Source organism: Ruegeria sp. S84 (genome assembly GCF_056583445.1).
Genome location: NZ_CM152618.1, coordinates 898311 through 922611, shown reverse-complemented (window position 1 = coordinate 922611; position 24301 = coordinate 898311). Strand labels below are relative to the sequence as shown.

At 57.3% G+C, this 24301-nt stretch carries 21 protein-coding genes and 3 pseudogenes; 8 read left to right on the top strand and 16 right to left on the bottom strand.

The window, feature by feature from the left end; all coding sequences use genetic code 11:
• Nucleotides 1–79: 79 nt before the first annotated feature.
• On the top strand, nt 80–844 hold the full coding sequence (gene cobS / locus AC1DFB_RS04710; protein WP_480922219.1) for an adenosylcobinamide-GDP ribazoletransferase: 765 nt from the start codon (nt 80–82) through the stop codon (nt 842–844).
• Here the strand turns inward: cobS and AC1DFB_RS04705 are convergent.
• The 6 genes and pseudogenes from AC1DFB_RS04705 to AC1DFB_RS04680 form a co-directional block, all read right to left on the bottom strand.
• Nucleotides 841–1602, bottom strand: a complete 762-nt coding sequence (locus AC1DFB_RS04705) for an ion channel (protein WP_170406404.1) — start codon at nt 1600–1602, stop codon at nt 841–843. The two genes, cobS and AC1DFB_RS04705, sit on opposite strands and share 4 nt — an antisense overlap.
• A gap of 124 nt (nt 1603–1726) precedes the next feature.
• Nucleotides 1727–2236, bottom strand: coding sequence for a CarD family transcriptional regulator (locus AC1DFB_RS04700; RefSeq protein WP_010439402.1), 510 nt, complete (start codon nt 2234–2236; stop codon nt 1727–1729).
• Between the two features lie 284 nt (nt 2237–2520).
• Nucleotides 2521–2859 carry a ferredoxin FdxA gene (gene fdxA, locus AC1DFB_RS04695; RefSeq protein WP_010439399.1) on the bottom strand — a complete coding sequence of 113 codons (339 nt, stop codon included), beginning with the start codon at nt 2857–2859 and terminating at the stop codon, nt 2521–2523.
• 65 nt (nt 2860–2924) lie between these two features.
• The gene (locus tag AC1DFB_RS04690; RefSeq protein WP_170393403.1) at nt 2925–3290 is read right to left on the bottom strand and encodes an RNA-binding S4 domain-containing protein; all 366 of its coding nucleotides are present in this window, start codon (nt 3288–3290) and stop codon (nt 2925–2927) included.
• A 6-nt stretch (nt 3291–3296) separates the two neighbouring features.
• A pseudogene (locus AC1DFB_RS04685) lies at nt 3297–6112 on the bottom strand (helicase-related protein).
• A 23-nt stretch (nt 6113–6135) separates the two neighbouring features.
• On the bottom strand, nt 6136–6744 hold the full coding sequence (locus AC1DFB_RS04680; RefSeq protein WP_170510932.1) for a tetratricopeptide repeat protein: 609 nt from the start codon (nt 6742–6744) through the stop codon (nt 6136–6138).
• Nucleotides 6745–6774: 30 nt separating this feature from the next.
• Between AC1DFB_RS04680 and AC1DFB_RS04675 the strand changes: the two genes are divergently transcribed.
• The 3 genes from AC1DFB_RS04675 (at nt 6775) to AC1DFB_RS04665 (ending at nt 9936) form a co-directional block, all read left to right on the top strand.
• Nucleotides 6775–7065: an SCP2 sterol-binding domain-containing protein gene (locus tag AC1DFB_RS04675; protein WP_170393409.1), complete on the top strand. Its 291-nt coding sequence runs from the start codon at nt 6775–6777 to the stop codon at nt 7063–7065.
• On the top strand, nt 7065–8036 hold the full coding sequence (locus AC1DFB_RS04670) for an alpha/beta fold hydrolase (RefSeq protein ID WP_480922218.1): 972 nt from the start codon (nt 7065–7067) through the stop codon (nt 8034–8036). Before AC1DFB_RS04675 ends, AC1DFB_RS04670 begins: the two co-directional genes overlap by 1 nt.
• Before the next feature lie 79 nt (nt 8037–8115).
• Nucleotides 8116–9936 carry a M3 family oligoendopeptidase gene (locus AC1DFB_RS04665; RefSeq protein ID WP_480922217.1) on the top strand — a complete coding sequence of 607 codons (1821 nt, stop codon included), beginning with the start codon at nt 8116–8118 and terminating at the stop codon, nt 9934–9936.
• 27 nt (nt 9937–9963) lie between these two features.
• Here the strand turns inward: AC1DFB_RS04665 and AC1DFB_RS04660 are convergent, their stop codons facing one another.
• From AC1DFB_RS04660 to AC1DFB_RS04650, 3 genes and pseudogenes are all read right to left on the bottom strand, one after another.
• A complete protein-coding gene (locus AC1DFB_RS04660) occupies nt 9964–10857 on the bottom strand; it encodes a DMT family transporter (protein WP_480584754.1) in 894 nt (297 codons plus the stop codon).
• A gap of 15 nt (nt 10858–10872) precedes the next feature.
• Nucleotides 10873–11142: a DksA/TraR family C4-type zinc finger protein gene (locus AC1DFB_RS04655; RefSeq protein WP_010439380.1), complete on the bottom strand. Its 270-nt coding sequence runs from the start codon at nt 11140–11142 to the stop codon at nt 10873–10875.
• Nucleotides 11143–11198: 56 nt separating this feature from the next.
• Nucleotides 11199–12174 (bottom strand): annotated as a pseudogene (locus AC1DFB_RS04650) (Gfo/Idh/MocA family protein).
• Between the two features lie 339 nt (nt 12175–12513).
• On the opposite strand from AC1DFB_RS04650, the gene AC1DFB_RS04645 reads away from it, so the two are divergent.
• Nucleotides 12514–13581, top strand: a complete 1068-nt coding sequence (locus tag AC1DFB_RS04645; RefSeq protein WP_480922216.1) for a fasciclin domain-containing protein — start codon at nt 12514–12516, stop codon at nt 13579–13581.
• A 46-nt stretch (nt 13582–13627) separates the two neighbouring features.
• Here AC1DFB_RS04645 and rpoH read toward each other — a convergent pair whose 3' ends face one another.
• Together rpoH and AC1DFB_RS04635 are read right to left on the bottom strand one after the other, a co-directional pair.
• Nucleotides 13628–14524 carry an RNA polymerase sigma factor RpoH gene (rpoH, locus tag AC1DFB_RS04640; RefSeq protein WP_170393423.1) on the bottom strand — a complete coding sequence of 299 codons (897 nt, stop codon included), beginning with the start codon at nt 14522–14524 and terminating at the stop codon, nt 13628–13630.
• A 147-nt stretch (nt 14525–14671) separates the two neighbouring features.
• Nucleotides 14672–15705: pseudogene (locus AC1DFB_RS04635) on the bottom strand (RluA family pseudouridine synthase).
• Here AC1DFB_RS04635 and AC1DFB_RS04630 point away from each other — a divergent pair.
• Nucleotides 15704–16006, top strand: a complete 303-nt coding sequence (locus AC1DFB_RS04630; protein WP_170563212.1) for a DUF6476 family protein — start codon at nt 15704–15706, stop codon at nt 16004–16006. The pseudogene AC1DFB_RS04635 and the gene AC1DFB_RS04630 overlap by 2 nt on opposite strands.
• A gap of 2 nt (nt 16007–16008) precedes the next feature.
• Here the strand turns inward: AC1DFB_RS04630 and AC1DFB_RS04625 are convergent, their stop codons facing one another.
• The 5 genes from AC1DFB_RS04625 to AC1DFB_RS04605 form a co-directional block, all read right to left on the bottom strand.
• Nucleotides 16009–18009: a tetratricopeptide repeat protein gene (locus AC1DFB_RS04625; RefSeq protein WP_480922215.1), complete on the bottom strand. Its 2001-nt coding sequence runs from the start codon at nt 18007–18009 to the stop codon at nt 16009–16011.
• Between the two features lie 155 nt (nt 18010–18164).
• Complete coding sequence (gene nagA, locus AC1DFB_RS04620) at nt 18165–19298, bottom strand: N-acetylglucosamine-6-phosphate deacetylase (protein WP_170801186.1); 1134 nt, start codon at nt 19296–19298, stop codon at nt 18165–18167.
• Nucleotides 19295–20323: an SIS domain-containing protein gene (locus tag AC1DFB_RS04615; RefSeq protein ID WP_480922214.1), complete on the bottom strand. Its 1029-nt coding sequence runs from the start codon at nt 20321–20323 to the stop codon at nt 19295–19297. The genes nagA and AC1DFB_RS04615 overlap by 4 nt, the downstream gene beginning before the upstream one ends.
• Nucleotides 20324–20335: 12 nt before the next feature.
• On the bottom strand, nt 20336–21091 hold the full coding sequence (locus AC1DFB_RS04610; protein WP_170393434.1) for a GntR family transcriptional regulator: 756 nt from the start codon (nt 21089–21091) through the stop codon (nt 20336–20338).
• Nucleotides 21078–21965 carry a glucosamine kinase nucleotide-binding domain-containing protein gene (locus AC1DFB_RS04605; RefSeq protein ID WP_480922213.1) on the bottom strand — a complete coding sequence of 296 codons (888 nt, stop codon included), beginning with the start codon at nt 21963–21965 and terminating at the stop codon, nt 21078–21080. Before AC1DFB_RS04605 ends, AC1DFB_RS04610 begins: the two co-directional genes overlap by 14 nt.
• Before the next feature lie 159 nt (nt 21966–22124).
• Here AC1DFB_RS04605 and AC1DFB_RS04600 point away from each other — a divergent pair, with 159 nt between their 5' ends.
• Both AC1DFB_RS04600 and AC1DFB_RS04595 read left to right on the top strand, forming a co-directional pair.
• Nucleotides 22125–23048 carry an N-acetylmuramic acid 6-phosphate etherase gene (locus AC1DFB_RS04600; RefSeq protein ID WP_480922212.1) on the top strand — a complete coding sequence of 308 codons (924 nt, stop codon included), beginning with the start codon at nt 22125–22127 and terminating at the stop codon, nt 23046–23048.
• On the top strand, nt 23045–24295 hold the full coding sequence (locus tag AC1DFB_RS04595; protein ID WP_170393441.1) for an ABC transporter substrate-binding protein: 1251 nt from the start codon (nt 23045–23047) through the stop codon (nt 24293–24295). Before AC1DFB_RS04600 ends, AC1DFB_RS04595 begins: the two co-directional genes overlap by 4 nt.
• Nucleotides 24296–24301: the final 6 nt, after the last annotated feature.

The window sequence follows — 24301 nt, the reverse complement described above, 5'->3', positions numbered from 1 at the left end:
GGAAAGCCTCGTTGCATCAGAGTGGTTGTGTGTGTTTAACCAATGCTGGCAAAGCAACAAGACCCGGAAAGGCCTGGGAGTGACCAAAAACGACACCGCCCCGTTTTCCCTGTGGGATATCCCGCTGGCTCTGGTCCTTTTGACGCGCCTGCCCCTACCGCGCCTGCCCGATCAAGCGTTCACCCGCCAGTCGCGTGCGGCTTGGGCCTATCCCCTTGCCGGGCTTGTTGTGGGGGCGCTGGCTTGCGGCGTCGCCTGGATTGCAATCTGGGCGCAGCTGCCAACCCTTGCCGCCGCCGCCCTGCTGGTCGCCACGTTGATCATCGCAACCGGAGCGATGCACGAAGACGGGCTAGCCGATACGGCCGACGGGCTTTGGGGCGGCTTCACAACCGAACGTCGACTGGAGATCATGAAGGACAGCCATATCGGCACTTACGGCGTACTGGCCCTGTTGCTGGGCCAACTGCTTCGAATTGCTGCTGTCATGGCACTGATCGGTGCGGGTCTGTTGACGGGCATATTGGCCGCCTGCCTGTTCTCACGCGCCGTGATGCCCGTGCTGATGCGCGCGCTACCCAACGCTCGCAAATCGGGGCTGAGCCATTCGGTTGGTGCGCCCCCCTTGTCTGCGGTGCTGGCCGGTATCGTGTTGGCTATCGTCCTGTCGCTATTGCTGCTGGGTGGATCAGCCATCACGCCGATGCTCTGCGCCCTGCTTGCAGCGGCTTTTGTCGCTCGCATCGCCAAGACCAAGATCGGTGGCCAAACCGGTGATATTCTGGGGGCCACGCAGCAGGTCTCGGAAATCACCTTCCTCCTGGCGCTGTCAGCCTCAATCTAAGACGCCCCACCGGTTTCAATGCGCAGCGTCGCGCCACAGTGTTTGCAATGCACAGCATCCGGATCGTGCCGGAACAGGCCGCAGCTTGGGCATTTGTAGCGCACTTTCTGCGGCATGAAGATCGCCTGCGCCAGACGGACAAATAACGCCACGCCAACAACCATGATGAAAACGGAAAACAGCTTTCCCGCTGGTGTGCCCAGCGTGATATCTCCGAACCCCGTTGTCGTCAGGGTCGCCATAGTGAAATAAAGTGCGTCGATATAGGGGGTCTGCGCATCTTCGGGGACGAAAAAGACCAGTACTGCAGTCGAGGTTGCAAAAACAAAGACCATCAGATTGATCGCCGCAATCACCGCGTCCTCGTGGGTTCGGAAGAAAGGACTATCTCGGCGCAAATCCCGCAGCAGATGATAGGAATGGATCAGCCGCAAAGCGCGCAATATCCGAAGAAACGCGAGATTGCCGGTCAGGAACGGGTCAAGCAGCAGCGACACGATCACAACGATGTCTGCCATCGTGTAAATCTGGCGCAGCAGTTTCCAGCGGTCTTTGGAAATCCACATCCGCGCGCAGAAATCCATTAGGATGATCAGCCCGACACCCAAACTTGCCGCCGTCAGCCCAGGCCCATGCGGGATATTCGCCGTGGAGACAAAAAAGATGATCGAGGCGATATCGAACAGGATCAGCCCATAGCGAAACCAGACCGAGACCGGCTCGTGGCTGATGTAGAGAAACTTGACAGTTTGCTTCATCATGTCCCCGTATCTTCCTGCAGTTACAGAAAAATACCCGACACACACCACAAGACCAAGCGCCTAGTCACGAAAAAGGGCCGCCCCGGATATCGGGACGACCCTTAAATTGGCTTGAACGCGATCAGGCTGCGCGTGAGGTCAGAACCTCATCGACCTGTTTGGCAGCCGAAATCTCATCGGCGCCAGAAACTGCGGCCACTTCGCGTGTCAGACGTTCCAGCGCGGCTTCGTACAGCTGACGTTCGGAATAACTCTGCTCGCGCTGGTCGTCGGTGCGGTGCAGGTCGCGGACCACTTCGGCGATCGAGATCAGGTCACCCGAGTTGATCTTTTGCTCGTATTCCTGCGCTCGGCGCGACCACATGGCACGCTTGACCTTGGCTTTGCCCTTCAGCGTCTTCATTGCCTGGCTGATCACATCCGGTGAGCTGAGCGACCGAAGCCCCGATTCAGTGACCTTGTTAGTCGGCACGCGCAGGGTCATTTTGTCTTTTTCAAAAGAAATCACGAACAGCTCAAGCGAGAAGCCCGCAACTTCCTGCTCTTCGATTGACACGATCTGACCTACGCCATGAGCCGGGTAGACGACATAATCGTTCGGGCGGAACTCAAGCTTTTTCGATTTCGACATTCATATTCATCCTTCATTACTGATCGGGATATGAGACGACAAAAGCACCACAGCCGAGGCCCTGCATGGCCCCGTCAGGCGGCTTATTTGTCATAAATTCAGAACTCCAAAGCGAGCATACTTACGGAGCACATCCCAATCACAGTCATCATTCGGTCCTAAGTATATCACAAATTTGCGACACTCAAAAGACCGCGCCGAGGTAAATGGGAAATTCCCTTTCTACCTCAACTAATTAATGCACAGATTGATGCCAAATGAACGGTAACCGGCTGCCGAATCGGTCAACCGCCCTCGCCTGGGGCTTCCGAGAAATATTTCTCCATCTTGCCTTCTTCGCCGTCGCGTTCCTCGGCCTCGGGTAAGGGGTCTTTTTTGGTCACGATCACCGGCCACATTTCCGAGTATTTCCGGTTGAACTCGACCCACTGCTCCATCCCCGGCTCGGTATCGGGGCGGATGGCGTCGGCGGGGCATTCGGGTTCGCAGACACCGCAGTCAATGCATTCGTCGGGGTGAATGACCAATGTGTTTTCACCTTCGTAGAAACAATCCACCGGACAAACCTCGACACAGTCGGTGTATTTGCAGCCAATGCAGTTTTCGGTGACAACGTAGGTCATGTTGGATTTCCCGTTTGCGCTTTGGCGACTAGCTAATCCAGTCTGACCGCCGCTTCAAGGTCAGATCACCCCTTTGGGATGCGAGAAAGATCAAGCGCGCGTCTTTCTTTCTTGGTTGGACGACCTTTTCCCTCAAACGCAGGATTCTTGGGCGATACGTCCTGCTTTTCGGTCATATCGAAGTACAAAGCTTGCGCCTCGGGGGCCGGGCCGCGACGCACGCCAAGCGCTTCGATACGTACAACCCGAACAATACGCCCCTGCGGAAAGGTCAGGACATCTCCGGGTGCCACGGCTTGCGCCGGTTTCAGCACCCGATTTCCGTTCAGACGCACATGGCCGCCGCTGACCTGTTTGGCGGCCAGGCTACGGGTCTTGAAGAACCGCGCCTGCCACAACCATTTGTCGATCCGCAGCTTGGCCTCGGCCATCGCGGATCAGTTGCCGTCCTTCAGACCCATCAACGCTGCCGCAAACGGGTTATCGGGATCGATTGCCTTTTCCTTTTGGGTGGCCGTGACGAGAAGGTCTTGGCGCCCTGAGGCTTGCCCCCCTTCTTGCCATGCGGCTTGCCCTGAGGTTTACCACGCGGCTTGCCCTTGCCCTGCCCCTGCTCGCGACGCGGACCACGGTTTTGCTGACGTTGGCGCCCCCAAGTGAAGGTGTAGAACACCTCAATTTCGGGCTCATCCAATTTGGACTCTGCTGATTTCTCAGTGGCCGTAGCCTCTGCTGCCGCGTCGGTGCTTTCGGAGGCTTCGGCTACTGCCTCGGTGGTTATACCGACGTCATCCGCTTCGGCATTTGCGGTCGGTGTCTCATCGACGACGGGTTGTTCCTCAGCTTCCGCCACAGGCTGCTCCGTGGGGACCGGCTTGGCCTTCTCACGTTCGCCGCGTTCGGCCTTGTAACCCAGTCCCTGCATCAGGTCTGCAAACTGTTCCAAGGTCATGCCGGTAATTGACAACATGTCGGGTTTGGCTTCGAACCCACCGCGGCTATCCTCGGACCGCAGCATGTCGGCCAGCCGTTCCAGCATATCGATCCGGATCGAGCGTTCGCCCGCATCGCGGTAGCCGCACATGGTGTCATAGCCCTGCGGCGCATCCTTGGCGACCGGAACGGTAACCAGACCCGGAGGTGGTGCTTCGGGGAACTCCTGCAAGCCGCCGGACAATGCCCATAGTACCAGACGCAGGCGCGTTGGCGCGGGTTTCAGCAGCAGCGGCATGAAGATGGTGAATTGACCGAACCGGATGCCATGTTTACGCAGCGCGCCACGGGCGTCCTGATCCAGATCCTTGACCTCTTGCGCAACCTGCACACGGGGCAGCACGCCCAACGACTCGACCATACGGAAGGCAAAGCCCTTCGCCAGGCCCGTCAATTCTTCATCCCGCGACAGGTTCAGCAGCGGCTCGAACAGGGCTGCCACTTTGCGGTCGATGAAATGCTGCAGGCGGCGCTGAACCTTCTGTTCCACGTCCGGCCCGGCGGCCTCATCGACAAAAACCTCGACCACAGGCTTGAGAGGCTCGGCACCGGCAACAAGTTTGCCCACGGCATACTCGCCCCACATCAGGCCACCCTGATCGGTGAAATCAATTTCGGTATCGGGCGCATTGTAGAAGCGATCGGCACGCAGATGGAATTGCGGCGCGAGTGCTTGCAGAGAGGCTGACTTCAAGGCTTTCGCTTCAGTCCCCTGCGCGCTTTTGTCCGGGGTAAACCGGAACCCTTCCAGACGACCGACGAATTCGCCTTCGACGGTCACTTCACCCTTATCATTTACTTCGGCCAAAAGGGCCTCCTTCTGTTTGAGCCGGCGCAGCAACACTGACGTGCGCCGGTCCACAAATCGCTGAGTCAAACGGTCGTGAAGAGCGTCCGACAGCCTGTCTTCTACAGTGCGCGTTTCCTCGCGCCAATGGGATTCGTCACGCACCCAACCGTTTCGTTGCGCAACATATGTCCAAGTGCGAATATATGCCAACCTTTTGGACAATGCATCAATGTCGCCATGGGTTTGGTCGATACGGCGGATTTGCCGCGCCATGAAATCATCGGGGATACTTCCGCGCTCATGCAGATGGCCATAGATCACCTCAAGCAGGCTGGCATGTTCGGCATGGCTGATGCCACGAAAATCGGGGATTCTGCACACATCCCATAGCAAACGGATCGACGGTCCATCGCTGGCACGGGCAACAACTTCGGTGACTTGGGACAGAGATTTCAGGACGTTCAGATCGTCAGCTGGCCGCGCTTTGATCAGGTGCTCATTGTCTGGGCTGACCTCAAGCGAGTCGATTAGTGCGTCGATTGAGCCGAACCGCAAAGCGGCATTCCGCCAATTCAACTTTTTCATAGGCGTGAACCGGCTGTCCATAATGGCTTGGGCTACGCCCTCATCCAGCGGCGGAGCCTCGCCCGTCACACCAAACGTGCCATCCGACATTCCGCGCCCGGCCCGTCCTGCGATCTGGGCCAACTCGTTGGGGGCCAGAGGCCGCATTCGGCGGCCATCAAACTTGGTCAGAGATGAGAACGCCACATGGTTCACATCCAGGTTCAACCCCATACCGATGGCATCCGTAGCCACCAGATAATCAACCTCACCGTTTTGATAGAGGTCAACCTGCGCATTCCGCGTGCGAGGGCTGAGCGCCCCCATGACGACCGCCGCCCCGCCCTTTTGGCGACGAAGCAGCTCGGCGATGGCATAGACGTTATCGACCGAGAATCCGACGATCGCACTGCGCGCAGGCATTCGGCTGATCTTTTTCGAACCGGAATAGACCAGCTGAGACATCCGTTCACGCCGGATGAACTGCGCTTCGGGCACAAGGGCCGCGATGGGGCCGCGCATTGTGTCAGAACCGAGAAACAGCGTTTCATTGGTGCCGCGCGACCGCAACAGGCGATCAGTAAAGACATGGCCGCGTTCGGGATCCACGCAAAGCTGAATTTCGTCAATCGCTACAAAATCAGTGCCCATGCCTTCTGGCATCGCCTCAACTGTACAGACCCAGTATTGGGTGCGCGGCGGTACGATCCGTTCCTCGCCTGTCACCAGCGCCACCACAGACGGACCGCGAATAGCGACAATCTTGTCATAGACCTCGCGCGCGAGCAGCCGCAGCGGCAGACCGATGACACCGGTCCGGTACCCCAGCATACGTTCAATCGCGTAGTGAGTTTTACCTGTGTTCGTCGGGCCAAGTACGGCCACGATTCGGGATGACCCGCTCACCTTTGCCCCCTGCGCCCTGAGACTTACAGCGCCTTGCCTTCAACCTGAGGCTTCAGCCGATTCACGGCATTGGTTACTTCTTCATGATGGGGATGTATAGACAGCGCACGTGAATAGGCCTCAAGTGCTTGTTCTGGCTTACCCACGATCTCAAAGATGAGGCCAAGGCCGTAGATAGCGTCGTAGTTGTTCGGATTCAGGGTCAATGCCTGTTCAAGATCCGCCGCAGCCATGCCAAACCTGTCAATGCCGAAGAAAACCGAAGCGCGCACATGCCAACCCTCGGCAAATTCGGGTGCGTGATCGGTAAGCGCCGTCAAATGATCAAGCGCGGCCTCGACATCCCCATCATCCAGCGCTTCGCGTCCGCGTTCCAACAGCAAATCCGCCGAAGCCGAACCTGATTGTGACCACAGCGCCTGCAATTGCCGATCCAATCCGATGGCCTGTTCGGGCGTCGATTGCGCCAGTTGCTGCAACAGTGATGCCTCGTCCCGCGAATCCGCCTGCTGCGCGATGCAACTGGTGGAAAACGTGACTATGACGGCAAGTGCCGCGACGGTACGTTTGAGATTGGTGATTGCAATACCCATAACAATGGTCAGTGTAGCGTAGCGACCGGGGATGTCCATTCACGGCGCATGAACAATATGAGGAAGACCATGAGCGATATTCTGGAAAAAGCCGCGGCGGCATTGAATGAGAAACTGTCGGGCGGCGATTTCGATGCGTCAGCCAAATTTGCCATTGCCGATCTGGGTTCTATCATTCTGGATGCAAGCGGTGCGCGGGTAAGCGACGAAGATGCTGATGTGACCCTCAGCGCCGATGCGGACACCTTTGAACAAATCCTCAGCGGTGACCTGAACCCAACCGGCGCGTTTATGTCCGGCAAGCTGAGCGTTGACGGAGACATGGGTATCGCCATGAAACTCGCCTCGGTGCTGGCCTGATGGAGTTTTCGCCGGCCCCCTTATTCGAAGACGTGGCCGGCGGCCCTGCCGATGGTGCGGCGCATTGGCTGATCACCGAAGATGGCAAACGTATCCGCGTGGCACATTGGCTGCCCGACGGCGATGCGCACGGCACGGTGATGCTTTTCCCCGGTCGCACGGAATACATCGAAAAATATGGTGATACCGCCAAGGAATTTGTGAACCGGGGCTTTGCAAGTCTCGCGGTCGATTGGCGCGGGCAAGGGCTTGCAGATCGCCTGCTGGATGATCCGCGGATCGGTCATGTCGAACAATTCACCGATTACCAGCACGACGTTCGCTCAATACTGAAACTGGCCGAACAACTGGAGTTGCCCAAGCCCTGGTACGTCATAGGCCATTCCATGGGCGGAGCTATCGGGCTTCGCGCCGTTTTGGAGGGGGCTGATTTTGCGGCCAGCGCCTTTACGGGCCCGATGTGGGGGATTTTCTTTACACCAATCATGAAGCCACTCAGCCAGCTAACTGCCTATTGGGGGCCACGCTTGGGCTTGGGCGAGAAAACCCCGCCCACCACCACGCTAGAGAGCTATGTGGCCTCACAGCCCTTCGAAGGAAACGTGCTGACACGCGATCCGGCGATGTACCGAATGATGCAGGATCAGTTGGCCGCACACCCTGAACTTGCTTTGGGCGCACCGTCTACCATCTGGCTGCGTGAGGCGCTGGATGAATGCACCTGGCTGATGGAACAGACCGCGCCCGAGATCCCTGCCCTGACCTTCTTGGGCAGCCACGAACAGATCGTGGACCGCAAGGCCATTCGGGCACGTATGGCCAACTGGCCTAGCGGTACTCTGGTCGAGATTCCCAACGGCGAACACGAAGTTCTGATGGAGGCACCCGAGGTGCGCGGGCCGGTCTTTGATCAACTTGCTGCACATTTCGCGGCAGCCGCGGCGAAACCAAAACCCGAGCCCTGTCATTAAGGTTTGACCAGACAGCTTGCTTGTGATCCGGACACGCCGCGCCTAAATGTTTGCCAACGCAGTTTATTCGAGGTGTTCCATGCGCGACCTTCCCTTTCCCGTCCGTGACGCAAATGCAGGCGGCGGTGCCGATGATCTGGGCAATTTGCCGGAATGGGATCTGACGGACCTCTATGCCTCGGAAGATGCACCCGAACTGGCCCGCGATCTGGACTGGTTGGAGGGCGAATGTGCGTCCTTTGCCGCAGATTATGAGGGTAAGCTGGCCGAATTGGACGCAGCTGGACTACTGACCTGCGTGCTGCGCAACGAAAAGATCAACGCCATCGCCGGGCGGATCATGTCCTTTGCCGGATTGCGCTATTACCAACTGACCACCGACGCGGATCGCGCCAAGTTCCTGTCTGACATGCAGGAGAAGATCACCGTCTTCACCACGCCTCTGGTGTTCTTCACGCTGGAACTGAATCGCATCGACGATGACGCGCTGGCTGCTCATTTTGCCGCCAATGCCGATCTGGCGCGATACGAGCCCGTGTTCCGTCGCATTCGCGCGATGAAACCCTATCAACTGTCTGATGAGTTGGAAAAATTCCTGCACGACCTCGGCGTTGTCGGCGACGCGTGGGAACGCCTATTCGACGAAACAATCGCGGGCCTGACCTTTACCGTTGATGGTGAAGAGCTGAACATCGAAGGTACGCTGAACCTGCTGACCGAGCAGGATCGCGCCAAGCGTGAAGCCGCAGCGCGCGAACTCGCCAACGTTTTCCAAAGCAACATCAAAACCTTCGCGCGCGTTCATAACACGCAGGCCAAAGAAAAAGAGATCGTTGATCGCTGGCGCAAAATGCCATCTGCCCAGACCGGTCGTCACCTGTCGAACGATGTCGAGCCCGAAGTGGTCGAAGCCCTGCGCGAGGCCGTTGTGGCCGCCTACCCCAAGCTGAGCCATCGTTACTACGAACTGAAACGCAAATGGCTTGGTCTGGACGTGATGCAAGTGTGGGACCGTAATGCTCCGTTGCCGATGGAGGACACCCGCATCGTCGATTGGTCCGAGGCCGAGAAGACGGTGATGGACGCCTACAACGCCTTCGATCCGCGCATGGGTGAAATTGCAGCCCCATTCTTCTCGAAAGGTTGGATCGATGCGGCAGTGAAACCCGGCAAAGCCCCCGGCGCCTTTGCGCATCCCACCGTGACCGAAGTTCATCCCTACGTGATGCTCAACTATCTGGGCAAACCGCGCGATGTGATGACCTTGGCGCATGAATTGGGCCACGGGGTGCATCAGGTATTGGCCGCCAATCAGGGCGAGATGCTTTCATCGACCCCACTGACCTTGGCCGAAACTGCTTCGGTCTTTGGTGAAATGCTGACCTTCCGCAAAATGCTGGATCAGGCCGAGACAGCGGAACAGCGAAAGGTGCTTCTGGCCGGTAAGGTCGAGGACATGATCAACACAGTCGTTCGCCAGATCGCCTTCTACGACTTCGAATGCAAACTGCACGCCGCCCGTCGTGAGGGCGAGCTGACACCAGACGACATCAACGCCCTTTGGATGAGCGTTCAGGCTGAAAGCCTTGGCCCCGCATTCGAATTCATGGACGGGTACGAGACCTTCTGGGCCTATATCCCGCACTTCGTCCACTCGCCGTTTTACGTCTATGCCTATGCCTTCGGTGATGGCCTCGTGAACGCGCTGTATTCGGTCTACGAAAGCGGTGCGGACGGGTTCGAGGACAAGTATTTCGAAATGCTGCGGGCTGGTGGCTCCAAGCACCATAAAGAGCTTCTGGCCCCGTTCGGACTGGACGCCAGCGACCCTGAGTTCTGGGACAAAGGCCTGTCGATGATCTCGGGATTTATTGACGAACTGGAAGCGATGGAAAGCTAAAGTAGAAAGGCAGCCTGTATGGCTGCCTCATTTCTCTTTGGCGGATTTCATGGTCGTCACGAAAATGGCCGTAACAATCAATACTGCGCCGACAATCGCAAGCGGTGTGATCGTTGCGCCCAGAAACAGTGCCGAGTTGACAAAGGTAAACACAACCGAGGCGGCGAATAGCAACGTCGCCGTCAATGTCGACACGCGGGCGGCGGCCTCGTACCAAAGATAATAGGCAAGCGCGGTCGGCAAAACGCCCAGAAGGATCAAGAAGATCACGTCGTTTGCGGTCGGCATCTGAATAGAAAAAGCCGCCAGTGGCACCAGCAAAACGCCCGAACACAAAAAGATGCCAAACAGAAAGTTCAACCTTTCGGCAGTGGTCTCAGATGACTGCATCGCGCGGCTGCTGGAAATCAGGAACACCGCCCAGCTAAGTCCCGCCCCGATTTCCATCAGATCGCCCAGCAGGGGTTCTCCCCCGCCTTGAAAATCCCGATAGACGGTCAGAAACACACCGAGGATCGCCAGCAGGGTCGCCAATACATCAGTCCGGCCAACGGTGGTATCCGCGAAGAAATACAGGAATATCAACACAAAAAACGGCGCGGTATTCTCAAGCACCATCGCATTCGCGGCACCTGTATGCTCCAGGCCGATATGGAACAAAATATAGTTCACCACCGTCGACAACACCGCCAGTCGGAAGTTCCAATCCCTGTACTGGATTGAAACCCGTGCACCCATCACCCGCAACATGCAGTAAATCGCAAAAGCAGCAATGAACAGGCGCGACACGGCAATCTGTAACCCGCCGAGATCACTAGTCAAATATCGCACGATAACGCTGTGCGTGCCCCATAGAAACGCGGCTAGGAACCCAAGAACCAACCCGTTTTGCAGTACTGATCTCTGCGGCTGATCCTTCACCGGGTGCTCCTCGCGTTATTTCAACTGACTGTCTTTCGAACCCCGCCGATTGATCCCGCCGCGGGTCTTGAAGCTGCTGTCACGCTCTTGCTGGCAATCCAGGCACAGCTTTACGCCGGGCAGAGCAAGGCGGCGTTTTTCGGGGATCGGTTCTTCGCATTCAGCACAATGGGTAAGGCTTTCGCCCACAGGTCGCTTTTGTGCCTGCATCCGCGCGAGTTCATCTGAAATCGAAGCTTCGATCTGTTCACTCACCGCGCCATCGCGCGCCCAGCCGCCCGCCATTTAGCCCTCCTGATCCGGTCGGGACAGGATACGCGAGACACCACAGGGGTGGCAAGCTAGAGCGAAACGGCGGCGTCAAAGACCTGATCGATAACCTCTTGTGTGCCCCTCACGAATTCCAACGAACAGGGATATTCAACCCCTTCGCGAACCGATCGGCAGAACGCTTCGACCTGCAATTGATAGTGGTTGTCCGCTGGAAACCGGGGCACCAGAACTTCAAGGCCCGGTCGGTGCAGTTCAACACGCGCCTCGCCGAACACACGGGCATTGAACGGAGCAGTCAAACGGATCATGCCACCTTCTCCGTGAAACACCATTTCCTGATGTGGATGCATGCGTGTTGAGACGTAGGCGGAATAGGTAAATTCGGGAAACTGCGCGCGTATTTCGGTGAAGACATCCACGTCATTTTCCCACCGGATCGCACCGCTGACCGAGACCGGCTCTTGCCCAGTCGCAAACCGAGCGCTGCCGATAACATACACCCCGATGTCACGCAGCCCGCCCCCACCGGTTTCCGCACGGTTGCGGATGTTGCCCGTGTCCGCCCGGTTGTCATAGCTGAACGCCCCGGTGACATGGACCAGCCGGCCGATCGCTCCGTCCGCGATCAGTTTATGGGTCAGATGCCACTGAGGGTGATGCACGATCATATATGCTTCGGCAGCCAGCAAACCCGTCTGGTCCCTCTTTTCGATCAGCGCGTCAAATTCATCAGCCCGCATGGTCATCGGCTTTTCGCACAGCACATGCTTGCCCGCATCCAGCGCCTTCAGGCTCCATTCGACATGAAGATGGTTGGGCAGCGGGATGTACACCGCCTCAATCTCAGGATCGGCTAGCAATGCCTCATAGCTGTTGTAGACATTCAGATCAGGGCAATATCTGGCAAAGGGCTCGGCCTTAGCCGGATCCGAGGTCGCCAACCCCGCCAGCCGCGCGCCCTCTGCCGCATGGATGGCGGGCGCCATGTGTTGTCGTGCGAGATCTGGCTGCACCCAGAACACCCCAATTGACCGGTTTATGCATGCGCGCCCCCTAAAAATTGATGTAACCCGCTCACGGCGAGCTCAATGTAATGCAGTTCCTGATCTGTCTATCAACCACCTGCCAATAAGTCAGTCCTTTCTCTATCTATTTGAAAATCATACGCCTCGGTAAATTTTTTGACGAGATTAAAAGGCCCCGATAACCTTATACTTTATATCGATAATCTAAAATCGATCGGCGTCAAACCTGCCCTCGCAAATCAGTTTTGTTGATCCAGTCTGATACTGCCGCCGTAGCTCAAACATCGACTGAATCATGCTCGGATGGTGCTCTGGCAACATCCGGAGCAACGGCAAACAGGGTGGGAGGCTTACTGAAATGCCAGCAACACATACGATTACAGGAACAGTGCTAAAAAGCGGTGCTCCCGGAACGTTTGACAGCGACAATCAGGATTTCGACATTCTCCGCGAAGCGGTGATTGCAGCCGGGCTGGCGGAAACGCTGGACAATCCTGAGGCAGAACTGACTGTCTTTGCCCCAAATGACGCCGCCTTTATTACTCTGGCACAAACACTTGGGTATCAAGGGGATGACGAGGCCGGGGCATTGGGCCACATCATCAAGGCGCTCACCCTGCTTGGCGGCGGAGACCCTATCCCTTTGCTAACCAACATTTTGAAGTATCACGTGGTCGATGGTGAGTTCGACAGCACGACAGTGGTCGGTCTAGGCGACGGGGCTGAAATCCAAACTCTGCTTGGGTCGTCAGTCGAACTGAACCTTAAAAGCGATCCCCCCAGTCTGGGCGATGCCGATCCGGGCATCGACGATCCCGGCTTGATCGCGTTCGACGTGGATGCGTCAAACGGTATCATTCACGTACTTGACGGCGTACTTCTACCCGTCTCGGTGTCGGGAATTCTGGGCAAAAAGAACACGGACTTTATCCTGGGTGACAGCAGCGATGAATTCATCTTTACCGGACGCGGAAAAGACTTTGTTCACGGTGATGGTGGCAATGACGTGATCAACACCGGCTCGGGCAATGATGTGGCGCTTGGCGGTGCCGGGAACGACATAATCTTCGGGGGGCGCGGAAAGGATATTCTGCGTGGCGATGAAGGCCATGACAAAATCTTCGGAGGTCGTGGAAAAGACATCATCGACGGCGGCGAAGGCAATGACAAACTCTTTGGTGGGCGCGGTAAGGACACGTTTGTGTTCGATGAAGGCGACGGTCACGACTGGATTGTCGATTTCCGCGTCGGCAAGGACAAGATCGACCTATCCGAATACGATGGCATCACCGGCTTTGAGGACATCGAAGACGATATCGACGGAAAGTTCTTCGGGACCAAGATCGAATTGGACGACGGAGACAGCATCTATCTATCAGGCGTCTGGGCAAGCCACCTGTCCGAGTCCGATTTCATTTTCGCATAACAAAAAAATCAGCCCGCTCATATGGCGGGCTGATATCTGACTGGGGTCAGTTTGAACCCAGCATTCCTTTTTCGCGCGCAAGCTCTCGCATCTTCTTTTGCAGCTTCTCGAACGCGCGCACTTCGATCTGACGAATACGTTCACGGCTGACATTGTACTGCGTGCTCAGCTCTTCCAGCGTAACAGCCTGGTCCATCAGACGGCGCTGAGTCAGGATGTCTTTCTCGCGATCATTCAGAACATCCAGCGCAGCGGCGAGCAATTCGCGCCGGGCTTCCAATTCATCGCGCGCTTCGTAGTCGCCAGCCTGATCGGCATCTTCATCTTCCAGCCAATCCTGCCACTGCATGGTGCCTTCGCCTTCGGACCCCACGGTCGCGTTCAACGAAGCATCGCCACCGGACATCCGACGGTTCATGCTGATCACTTCTTCCTCGGTCACTCCGAGGTCTTCTGCAATCTTGGCCACGTTTTCAGGACGCAGATCACCCTCTTCCAGCGCGCCAATGCGTGCCTTTGCTTTACGCAGGTTGAAGAACAGCTTTTTCTGCGCCGATGTTGTACCCAGTTTCACCATCGACCACGACCGAAGGACGTATTCCTGGATCGAAGCGCGGATCCACCACATGGCATAGGTCGCCAGCCGGAAGCCTTTTTCGGGGTCGAATTTCTTGACCGCCTGCATCAGGCCCACATTGGCCTCGGAAATAACCTCGGCCTGCGGCAGGCCATAACCGCGATATCCCATGGCGATCTTGGCCGCCAGACGCAGGTGTGACGTGACCATTTTATGCGCGGCCTCGGTATCCTGTTCCTCGACCCAGCGCTTGGCCAGCATATATTCTTCCTCCGGCTCCAGCAGAGGAAACTTGCGAATCTCCTGCATATAGCGGTTCAGCCCACCCTCGGGTGTCGGCGCTGGAAGATTTGAGTAATTTGCCATTTATTTCTGCCCCTTGGACAAATGTTTAAGCCCTTAACATGGGATATGGGTACCAGACCCGATACATTCAAGAGGATCTGTTAACAGTCTGAGATTAACCCTATGTAAAGGAAAGCTGAAAAGGCCTTTTTCACAAGCCTTTGCAGTTTATTTCAGTGGTTTTCTGAGATTTTCCAGCAGGTCCGCCATATCCTGCGGCAGCGGTGCTTCAAAACGTAATGCCTGGCCCGAAACCGGGTGTTCGAAGCCTAACACTGCTGCGTGCAGAGCTTGGCGGGGAAAGCCTGCACCGCCTCGGCGGCCTCAGGCGTGAATGCCCGCGCGGCCAGTTTGCGCTTTCCGCCGTAAACCGGGTCTCCGACAAGCCCGTGGCCGGCATGGGCCATATGGACACGGATTTGATGCGTTCGGCCCGTCTCAAGCCAGCATTCGATCAGAGAGAGGCTGCCCGGCGTTCCAAAAACCTCGACAATCCGCGCCCGTGTCACTGCGTGGCGGCCTCCGTGAAACAGCACGGCCTGCTTTTGCCGATCCGTCTTGTGCCGCGCCAGTTGAGTTGTTAGGCGCATGATGTTGCCGGGCTCAAAGCTGACACCCTTGATCCCACGCAACCGAGGGTCATTGGCATCTGGCACACCATAGCAGATCGCGCGATAGTAGCGCTCGACGCTATGCGCCTCGAACTGGGCAGCCAGCCCGTGATGCGCCGCATCCGATTTCGCCACAACCAGCAACCCGCTGGTTTCCTTGTCGATCCGGTGCACGATGCCCGGACGCTTGACGCCCCCAACGCCCGAGAGATCATCCCCGCAATGATGCAGCAGCGCATTGACCAGCGTACCGTTCGGAGACCCCGGAGCCGGATGTACCACCATTCCCGCAGGTTTGTTGATCACGATCAGATCGTCATCCTCAAAGACGACCTCCAGCGGGATATCTTCGGGACCGATGTGGCTGTCCTCGGCCTCGGCCACGGTGATCCCGATCTGCGCACCTTCGGCAATCTTGGCTTTGGGGTCTTCGACTACCGCACCATCGACAGTCACGGCCCCTTCATTGACCAGTCGGGCCAGCCGGGTGCGCGACAGGTTCTCTTCCGCTGGCACATCCCGCGCAAGCGCCTTATCAAGGCGGGGCGGCGGAGCGGCCGCGATATGAAACTCTATCAGGCGGGTGCCCATGACTGTCCCTTCCGAACCTCAGGAACCGCAGGAAACACCGCAGCTTCGACTGCTGCGGCGTATGGTCATGCTGTTGACCGCGGTAATGATTGGCGGGGTTCTAGTGACATTCGCCCTGATTGTCATCCGCCTATCGGACCGCACTCCGAAGCTGCCCGACCAGATCGAACTTCCGGACGGCGCAAAAGCGCAAGCGTTGACCATCGGCAACAACTGGTATGCGGTCGTGACCGAGGACAATCGGATTCTGATCTTCGACAAGACAACCGGAAAACTACGGCAAGAGGTCGCGCTGGATTAGCGTCAGGCCTGACCCGAAAGCCGGTTCAGCTGATTGGTAAAGCGCTTGTGAGGCGGATAGAGATCGCGCGCTTTCTCAAGATAGGGACGTGCCTTGTTCTTGTTCCCGCGCCGCATGTGTATCTGGCCCGCCATGCCCTGAATAACGACGGTCACGTCATCAAGATCGGCAGCTTTCAGAATAAGCTTCTCGCCCTGCCCGATCTTGCCCGTCCGCTCAAGCAAGCGACCCATGGCGAACATGAGAAACGGGCTTTCCGGGTCACAAGCCAGCGCCTCAGCCATCGTTCGATGCGCAGCTTCGGTATCGCCTTCTGCTTCGTAAAGTTCGGACAGCCGCTTTTGGTACAAGGCACTTTCCGGCACTCCAGCCACGATCTGGCGGATTTTATCGATCGCCTGAGCTCCGGATATTTCCCCTAGATGCCTCTGTAGTATCACCCTCGCGCCCAACAATCGCGGGTCGTCTGCTGGTACGTCGTGAACCTCATCGAGTGAGGTAGAAAGCGCTTCCAATCTTTGTTGGTGATCAAAGATACGACTTGCGCGTTGATCCAGCGCCAACTCGGCCCAATCCAAGAGTATGAAATCGAAGTTGCAAGGACGCCTGACAACAACATTGCGCTGAACCAGATACAGGTTATTGAACGGTGGAAATCGGCGTTGCCGAACGACCTTCTGCAACGACCAATCCACAGGCGGCATTAGCCTAAGCGCAAGTTGGGCGCGGTAGAGCATTCTGGACCCCAGCACCACAACATCCGGCCGTAAGGGTTTGGACCAGAACGCTTTAGCAAAGTGCAGCGTCGCCGCACCGCGCTTGCCCTGCATGCCAAGAACAGCGCCGCGCAACGCGCACAAAACAGAATAGTCTTCGGGCCAGAGATGCGGGTTCTGCAATCCCTCCTTGGCATGTGCCTCGCTTTCCTGCCACTTCGATAGGTAAAAACAGTTCAGGGATTGCAGAAGTGGCATAAAGGCGTTGTCGGCCCCGGCGTCCAGAATAGGTTTCGCACTATCATACGCCTCTTCGCAGCGATCCTGCGCTGACAGATGTTGCACCGCCTTTGAATAGATATGCGCCGCCTCTGAGGGATTCAGAAAGGCCGATGGCCCCTTCGCAACCCGTTCGATGAACCGCGCATTGGCCGCCTGCATCTCATCCTTGGACAATACATCGCGGAACACTTTACGCTGCTGCCCCGAAATCCGGGCTGCAGCCATTGAAAAGCCAGATATGTGTGGCGCGATCACCTGATCCGCCCGTGACATCGCAAAAAGCTCCAGAAAGTCCCGCTGCACCCGGGTCAGAGCCGACAGATCAGCGATATCCGACATCTGCATGAGCTCCGGAAACCGTTGCTTGAAACGGTCTATCACCTCTGGCTGATCCGAAAACATGATCGCCGTCTGGCCCTTGGATTTCTCCAGATGGGCCTCGTAAAACTCGTCAGGTTCGATCTTGGCGGGCCAGATCGAATGCTTCCATGGTAATCCGTTCAGGATTTCTCCGCGCCGAATGTGGTAAGCCGAAACCCCCTGCCCCGAGAGCTTCTGATCCGCGCGATCCATGATCTGACGAACCTCATCCACAAATCCAACGCTATGTATGAAATCGCGATAGCGGGGACGGATGGTTTCGATATCTTCCCACGGGAAGGCAAATATCTCGCTCGCTTTTTCGACCAGAACCGAACGGCCAGACGCCAAATGGTCGATCAGCCGCTCGGGCGATGGATCGTGTTGGAAGGCCCAAATTGGCAGAGCGGTCGCGCTTATCGTGTCGAACTCTGCCTGATCAAGGAAATGCGCATCCATCCAGTCTTTGGTGAATAACTCCTCAGGATGATCCAACTCCGGCGCATCGGTGCCTTGCGGGAACCAGTTCACCCGGTAGTCTGTCCCAAAGTCTTCGGCCAGACGGATACAGGTCAGGATCATCAGCAGGCGCGCGCCCAAACAATCCGTACGCCGACCAATGAAAACGCCACGCGTTTGGATCATTGCGCGATCCGGGTGGTCAATGCCCTGCCAATTATTCCAATTATCTGATACATACAGACATTCCCAAACCACGTTCGCCTAAGGTCTTACACAACCGCTACAGATGAGGCGAGATGCGAAAAACGCGGTGTTTCGCAATTTGTTGCAATGCGAGGTTAAGCAACCACCGGACGGGCCTGCGACAAGTCCGTAGAAATGCGAATGGCCTGCGAGATCAAGTTCAGGCGCGCGATTAAGCGCTGGGAAATGATATCCGCCGGAATGCGTGTGGCCGCTGCCAAGGCGTCTGTCAGTGAAACGCCGACATCCGTTGTCAACACGCGCAGCGCGGTGGTCAGGTTCAGATCGGCCCCGGCCAGGGTTCCATCCGGTAAGGTCAGCCTGCTGTTTTCACGTTGGATGACACGCCCTTCCAGCTTGAATTCCTGCAGATCCGTTCCAGCAACGGCCATCGCGTCGCTCACCAGAAACAGATGCCCCGGCCCCTGTTTAGCTGCAAAGGCGGTGCGCATCGTCTGCGGGTGAACATGGATTGCATCCGCTATCAACCCGGCAGACATCGCACCGCTGGACAAGACTGCGCCCACCAGCCCCGGTTCGCGGTTGCCCAACTGACTCATCGCGTTAAACAAATGGGTGGCGCAGTGCGCGCCCGCCTGTGCGTAAGCCACGCAGGTCTGAAACTCGGCATCACTGTGCCCCAACGACACGATGACCCCCGCCTTGCTGAGCGTTTCGACCTGAGCAATCGTGACACTTTCCGGCGCAAGCGTGACCATCAATGCAGGCAACGCCCCTGCCGCTTCTATCAGCTGTGCAAGATCAGCGTCCTGCATCCGGCGGATCAGCCCGCCGTCATGCGCGCCCTTGCGTCGCACCGAGAGATGCGGCCCCTCAAGATGCAAGCCGACAATCCCCTGAACTCCGCGCTGAATGGCCTGAGAAGCAGCAGAAATGGCAGCCGTTGTCTTTTCGGGCGTGTCCGTGATCAGCGTCGGAAGGATCGACGTCGCGCCAAGCTTGCGATGAGCCGCCGCAATACGCTGTAATGTCTCGACCGATGGATCGTCGTTGAACATGACGCCTCCGCCGCCATTCACCTGCAAATCTACATAGCCGGGGCTTAAAATATCGCCCGACAGATCCTGAACCATCTCATCCGAAGGCAACTCGGCTTCGGGCAAAATACTGTCGAGCAGCCCGCCGACGAAACGGGCGGCGTGGCCGTCCTTCAGGGTTTTACCATCAAAGATAGGCCCGCCCGCGAAGGTGATCGTCGCATCGGTCATACCGTCTCCGTCACTTTCCGCAGGTGACGCGGTGCATCGGGATTGATGCCCCGGCGCGTGGCCACAGTTTCGACCATACCGTAGAACGAAGCGATTGAGGCTACCGGATCTGTCATCCAGTGCGTGGTGCGGACATGTGGTAGCCTCACGGCATCAGACACCTGATTGGTCGTTGCGAAGACTTTTGCGCCCTTGGCTGCGAGCGCATCGGCGATTTCGGCGATGTTGGCCTCAGCCGCGTCTCCGGACGAGAACGCAATCACCGGAAAGCCCTGATCCACGATCGAAACCGGGCCATGCAGAACTTCGGCCGAGGAATAGCTTTCCGCATGAATCTGGCAGGTTTCCTTGAATTTCAGCGCCGCCTCATTCGAAATTGCCCAGGACATCCCACGTCCCAACGTGAACAGGGATTGTCCATCGACTGCCTCGACCACCGCGCTCCAATCGCAGGTGATCGCCCGCGATAAATCTTCCGGCAATTTGTGAATTGCAGCCAGCAAAGTGTCATCACCCTTTACCTCGGCCAACAGCCAAAGCCCGGCGACCAGAGAGGTGACGAAAGTCTTGGTGGCAGCCACGCTAAGCTCGGGGCCTGCAAGGATGGGCAGAGCCGAGGTGGCGTTCTGGGCCAGTGCAGACGTGGTATCGTTCGTGATCGCCACCGAATACGCGCCGCCTTCTGTCAGGGACTTCGTCAGCTGTACGATATCGGGGCTTTGACCCGATTGGGATACCGAAATACACAGCGCCCCGGGGCATCGCATATCGACCCCGTAGATCGATTTCACGCTCGGCCCAACCGAGGCCATGGGCAGGCCCAGCAGCAGTTCCGAAGCGTATTTCAGATAGCTGCAGGCATGGTCCGACGAACCTCGCGCAACCGAAATCAGGAAGCCGGGATCGTGCGCGCGGATCGCGCTTGCGGTCTTTGTAATCGCCGTGGCACCATCAGTGAGAAGCCGATCAACGGCAAAAGGTATCTCATTGATTTCCTGCCGCATTTGAGTTGTATCGCTGGACATGAGCCCCGCCTTTCAGGTTGACAGACGCAGCTCTGCTACGAAATCGTAGGCATCGCCGTGATAGATGGATCGGGTCAGTTCAGCAACGCGCCCGCTTTCTAGATACGAGGTCCGCTGAATGCGCAGCCCCGCCGTACCTTCAGCAACGTCCAGCAATCCAGCCTCGGTTGCTTCGAGATTGATGGCCGAGATTTTCTGGATCGCACGCACCGGGCGATTGCCCGAGTGTTCGAGAAAGGCGTAGAGCGATCCGGTAACCTCAGTCGGGTTAGGTAATATATCCAGCGGCAACGCCGCGCGTTCCAGCGCCATCGGTCGCCCGCCAGCCGCGCGCAGACGATGAATGCGGGCGACCTGATCACTCGCCGATAGGCCCAGCGCCAGCATTTCATCAGGTGACGGCAGGAATATTCCGCGCTCCAACCAGGTTGAAGTCGTTTCAAAACCGCGCCTCTCCATGTCTTCGGTAAACGAGGTCAGGTGCGACAGCGACTGCTCAACCCGTGCAACCGCTTGACGCACGAATGACCCCGAGCCTTGCCGCTGTTCAATCGCGCCTTTGCGCACAAGTTCCTGAATCGCCTTGCGGACCGTCACCCGCGACAGGTCCGTCAGTTCGGCAATCTCGCGCTCGGGCGGAAGCGAACTGTTCGGGGCCAGAATACCCTCTTCGATCCCCTGCTCCAGCCGCTGCCGCAACTGCACGTAACGCGGACCGGCAGTCTGACCCAGCCAACCCTCGGGCCGCAGGAAGTCAGCAACGCTCATGTCGGGTCTCCTTTTGAAAGGCGTGGGCCAACGCGATGGCACCGGTCAACGGATCGCCCAGCGGTTCGGCCAATTCCTGTTGCATCTGTGCGGGAAGAAATTCCGCGTATTGCGGGCCGATGCCGCCGGTCAGGCAGATCGAAAGGCCGGGCATCCAGCCCATCGCCAACATCTGATCTGTCAGATACTGTGCACTATCCTCCATGATCGACAGCGCAAGCGCATCTCCTTGCTTTGCGTGTTGCGTGACAACAGGCGCCAGCGCTCCGAACTCGGTAGGCGACATCTTGGAAGCGGTCCTGACAATCCCAGCAGCGCCATCAAAACGCGACAACAGGCTGTCCGCCAATTCAGACGCAGGCTTCAGAGCGTCCACACAGTCAAGCGTACGGGCCAAAGCCTGCCGCCCAACCCATTGCGCCGAGGCCTGATCTCCGAGAACAGGTCCCCAGCCCCCGGCAAATGACCTGCGATCCCCATTCTGGACCGCCAGAAAAGAACCCGTTCCGCAATGCGCTACGAAACCGTCTTTCGAACCCAACGCACCACGTAATGCGGCGGGCCTGTCATCTTCAATCAGAACATGGTCAAATGGCAGCTTTTCTGCCAGCCGATCAGCCAGCGCGCGCCCCGTGATACCGGCCAGCCCCAAGTAGGCTGGCGCACGAGCGATTTGAGTTGCCTCTAGTCCGGCACGTCGGGCCAAAGCAGCAATTCCGTGCATCAACTCAGCGCAGGCTGCGTCAAAATCGGTTGATACATTTGCCGCACCAACCTCGATACACTGAACCGCAGAGCCGTCTGAAACAGCAAGACGGCAGCGTGTTCCACCGCCATCAGCGGCCAGCACAATGGTATCAGAAGGGCGACTCATGGAGATACCTTTATAATACCTATTTCTAATTTTGAAGACCAAATTACGCAATAATGCAGTAATAGTCGTCTAAATCTTGAAAATAGTGGGCGTAAAAATAAAATGGTAGACTAATGGTATCTAAAAGGTATGATATTCAAAATCTCGGGGGAGAATCACGTGACCAAGCCAGTTACCGAACAGCTACATCAAGACGCGATCGGACTTGACGCCCGACCGCTAACTGAAGTGGCCGAGCTGCTGGCCCGCTCGCAAGCCGACGCTGCCGCTGCCCCGCTTTCCTCGCTGCCCACCCTCTGCGCAGGCGCAAAAGCTATGGCGCAATCCATCCGATCGGGCGGGGTTTTGCGCTATTTGGCGGCAGGCTCTTCCGGCTTGATGGCCGCCTCGGATGCGCTGGAACTGGGGGGAACTTTTTCGATACCAGCCCGCCAGATTCGCATCCACATGGCAGGTGGATTGCCCTCAGGGGTAGAGATGCCGGGAGATGTCGAAGATGCCACCGACGGCCTTGCCCGTGAACTGGCCGATCTTTCTGCCAAAGACACCTTGATCACCGTCTCGGCCAGCGGAACCACACCGTACACAACCGCAGCAGCGCGGATCGCGCGGGACAGAGGCGCCACAGTTATCGGCATTGCCAATAACGGGGGCACCGAACTGTTGCAGCTTTCTGACCATCCAATCCTGCTTTCGACACCACCTGAACTGATCTCGGGCTCTACCCGCATGGGCGCTGGTACAGCGCAGAAAATCGCACTGAACATGCTTTCGACGCTGATGGCGATGGAGCTGGGGCATATTCAGGACGGCATGATGATCAATTTGCGCGCTGACAATGACAAGCTACGCGCCCGAGCCAACGGGATCGTCTGTCAGTTGACCGGTGTTTCCTCCGCGCAGGCTACAAAGGCGTTGACTGCGGCAGAGGGCAACCTCAAATGCGCGGCCCTTTTGGCTGTAGGCGCAGGGTCCCTGGACGCGGCGCAAGCAATGCTAATCAACACCGACGATCACCTCCGCCCTGCGCTGGAGCGGATGAAACAAAACCAAGAAACCATCAACCTGGGAGATATCAAATGACACGCAAAGTTCTAAGCCTTGCCTTGATGAGCACGGCGCTGGTCACAAGCGCCTATGCGCAAGAGGCCACTTTGACCATCGAAAGTTGGCGAAACGACGATCTGGCGTTGTGGCAGGAAAAGATCATTCCGGCGTTCGAGGCCGAGAATCCCGGCATCAAAGTAATATTCTCACCCTCTGCACCGGCAGAATACAACGCTGTCTTAAACTCAAAGCTCGAGGCCGGATCGGCTGGCGATCTGATTACCTGCCGTCCGTTTGATGCCTCGCTTGCGCTATACGAGTCGGGGCACCTGACCGATCTGTCTGATCTTGAGGCCATGGGAAACTTCTCGGACGTGGCCAAATCTGCGTGGCAAACCGATGACGGTTCGGCCAGTTTCTGCGTCCCGATGGCGTCAGTGATTCACGGCTTCATCTACAACAAAGATGCGTTCAATGAGTTGGGCATCGAAGTTCCAACTACCGAAGCTGAGTTCTTTGCCGCCCTCGATAAGATCAAGGAAGACGGTACCTATATCCCGATGGCGATGGGCACCAATGACCAGTGGGAAGCCGCAACGATGGGCTATAACAATATCGGCCCGAACTACTGGAAAGGTGAAGAAGGCCGTCAGGCGCTGATCAAAGGCGAGCAGAAGCTGACCGACCCCCAGTGGGTCGCCCCGTATGCGACATTGGCCAAGTGGGCGGACTACCTCGGCGACGGTTATGAGGCACAGACCTATCCCGACAGCCAGAACCTGTTCACCCTGGGTCGTGCAGCGGTCTATCCAGCAGGCAGCTGGGAAATCTCGGGCTTCAACACGCAGGCCGATTTCGAAATGGGCGCCTTTAAGCCACCGGTCCAGAACGCGGGCGATACCTGCTATATTTCGGACCACACCGATATCGGCATAGGCATGAACGCGGCGAGCGAAAACCAAGAAGCTGCACGCACCTTCCTGGCTTGGGTCGCAAGCCCGGAATTCGCCAGCATCTTCGGTAACGCCCTACCTGGTTTCTTCCCGCTGTCCAGCACTCCGGTCGAGCTGGAAGATCCACTGGCCAAGGAAATCGTCGGTTGGCGGGATGAGTGCGAAAGCACAATCCGCTCGACCTACCAAATCCTGTCGCGCGGCACACCGAACCTCGAAAACGAGACTTGGGGTGCATCCGTTGCAGCCATCAAGGGTGCCGAGACACCCGAAGCGCTGGGTCAGCAACTGCAAGACGGTCTGGCCAGCTGGTACGCACCGCATCAGTAACACCTA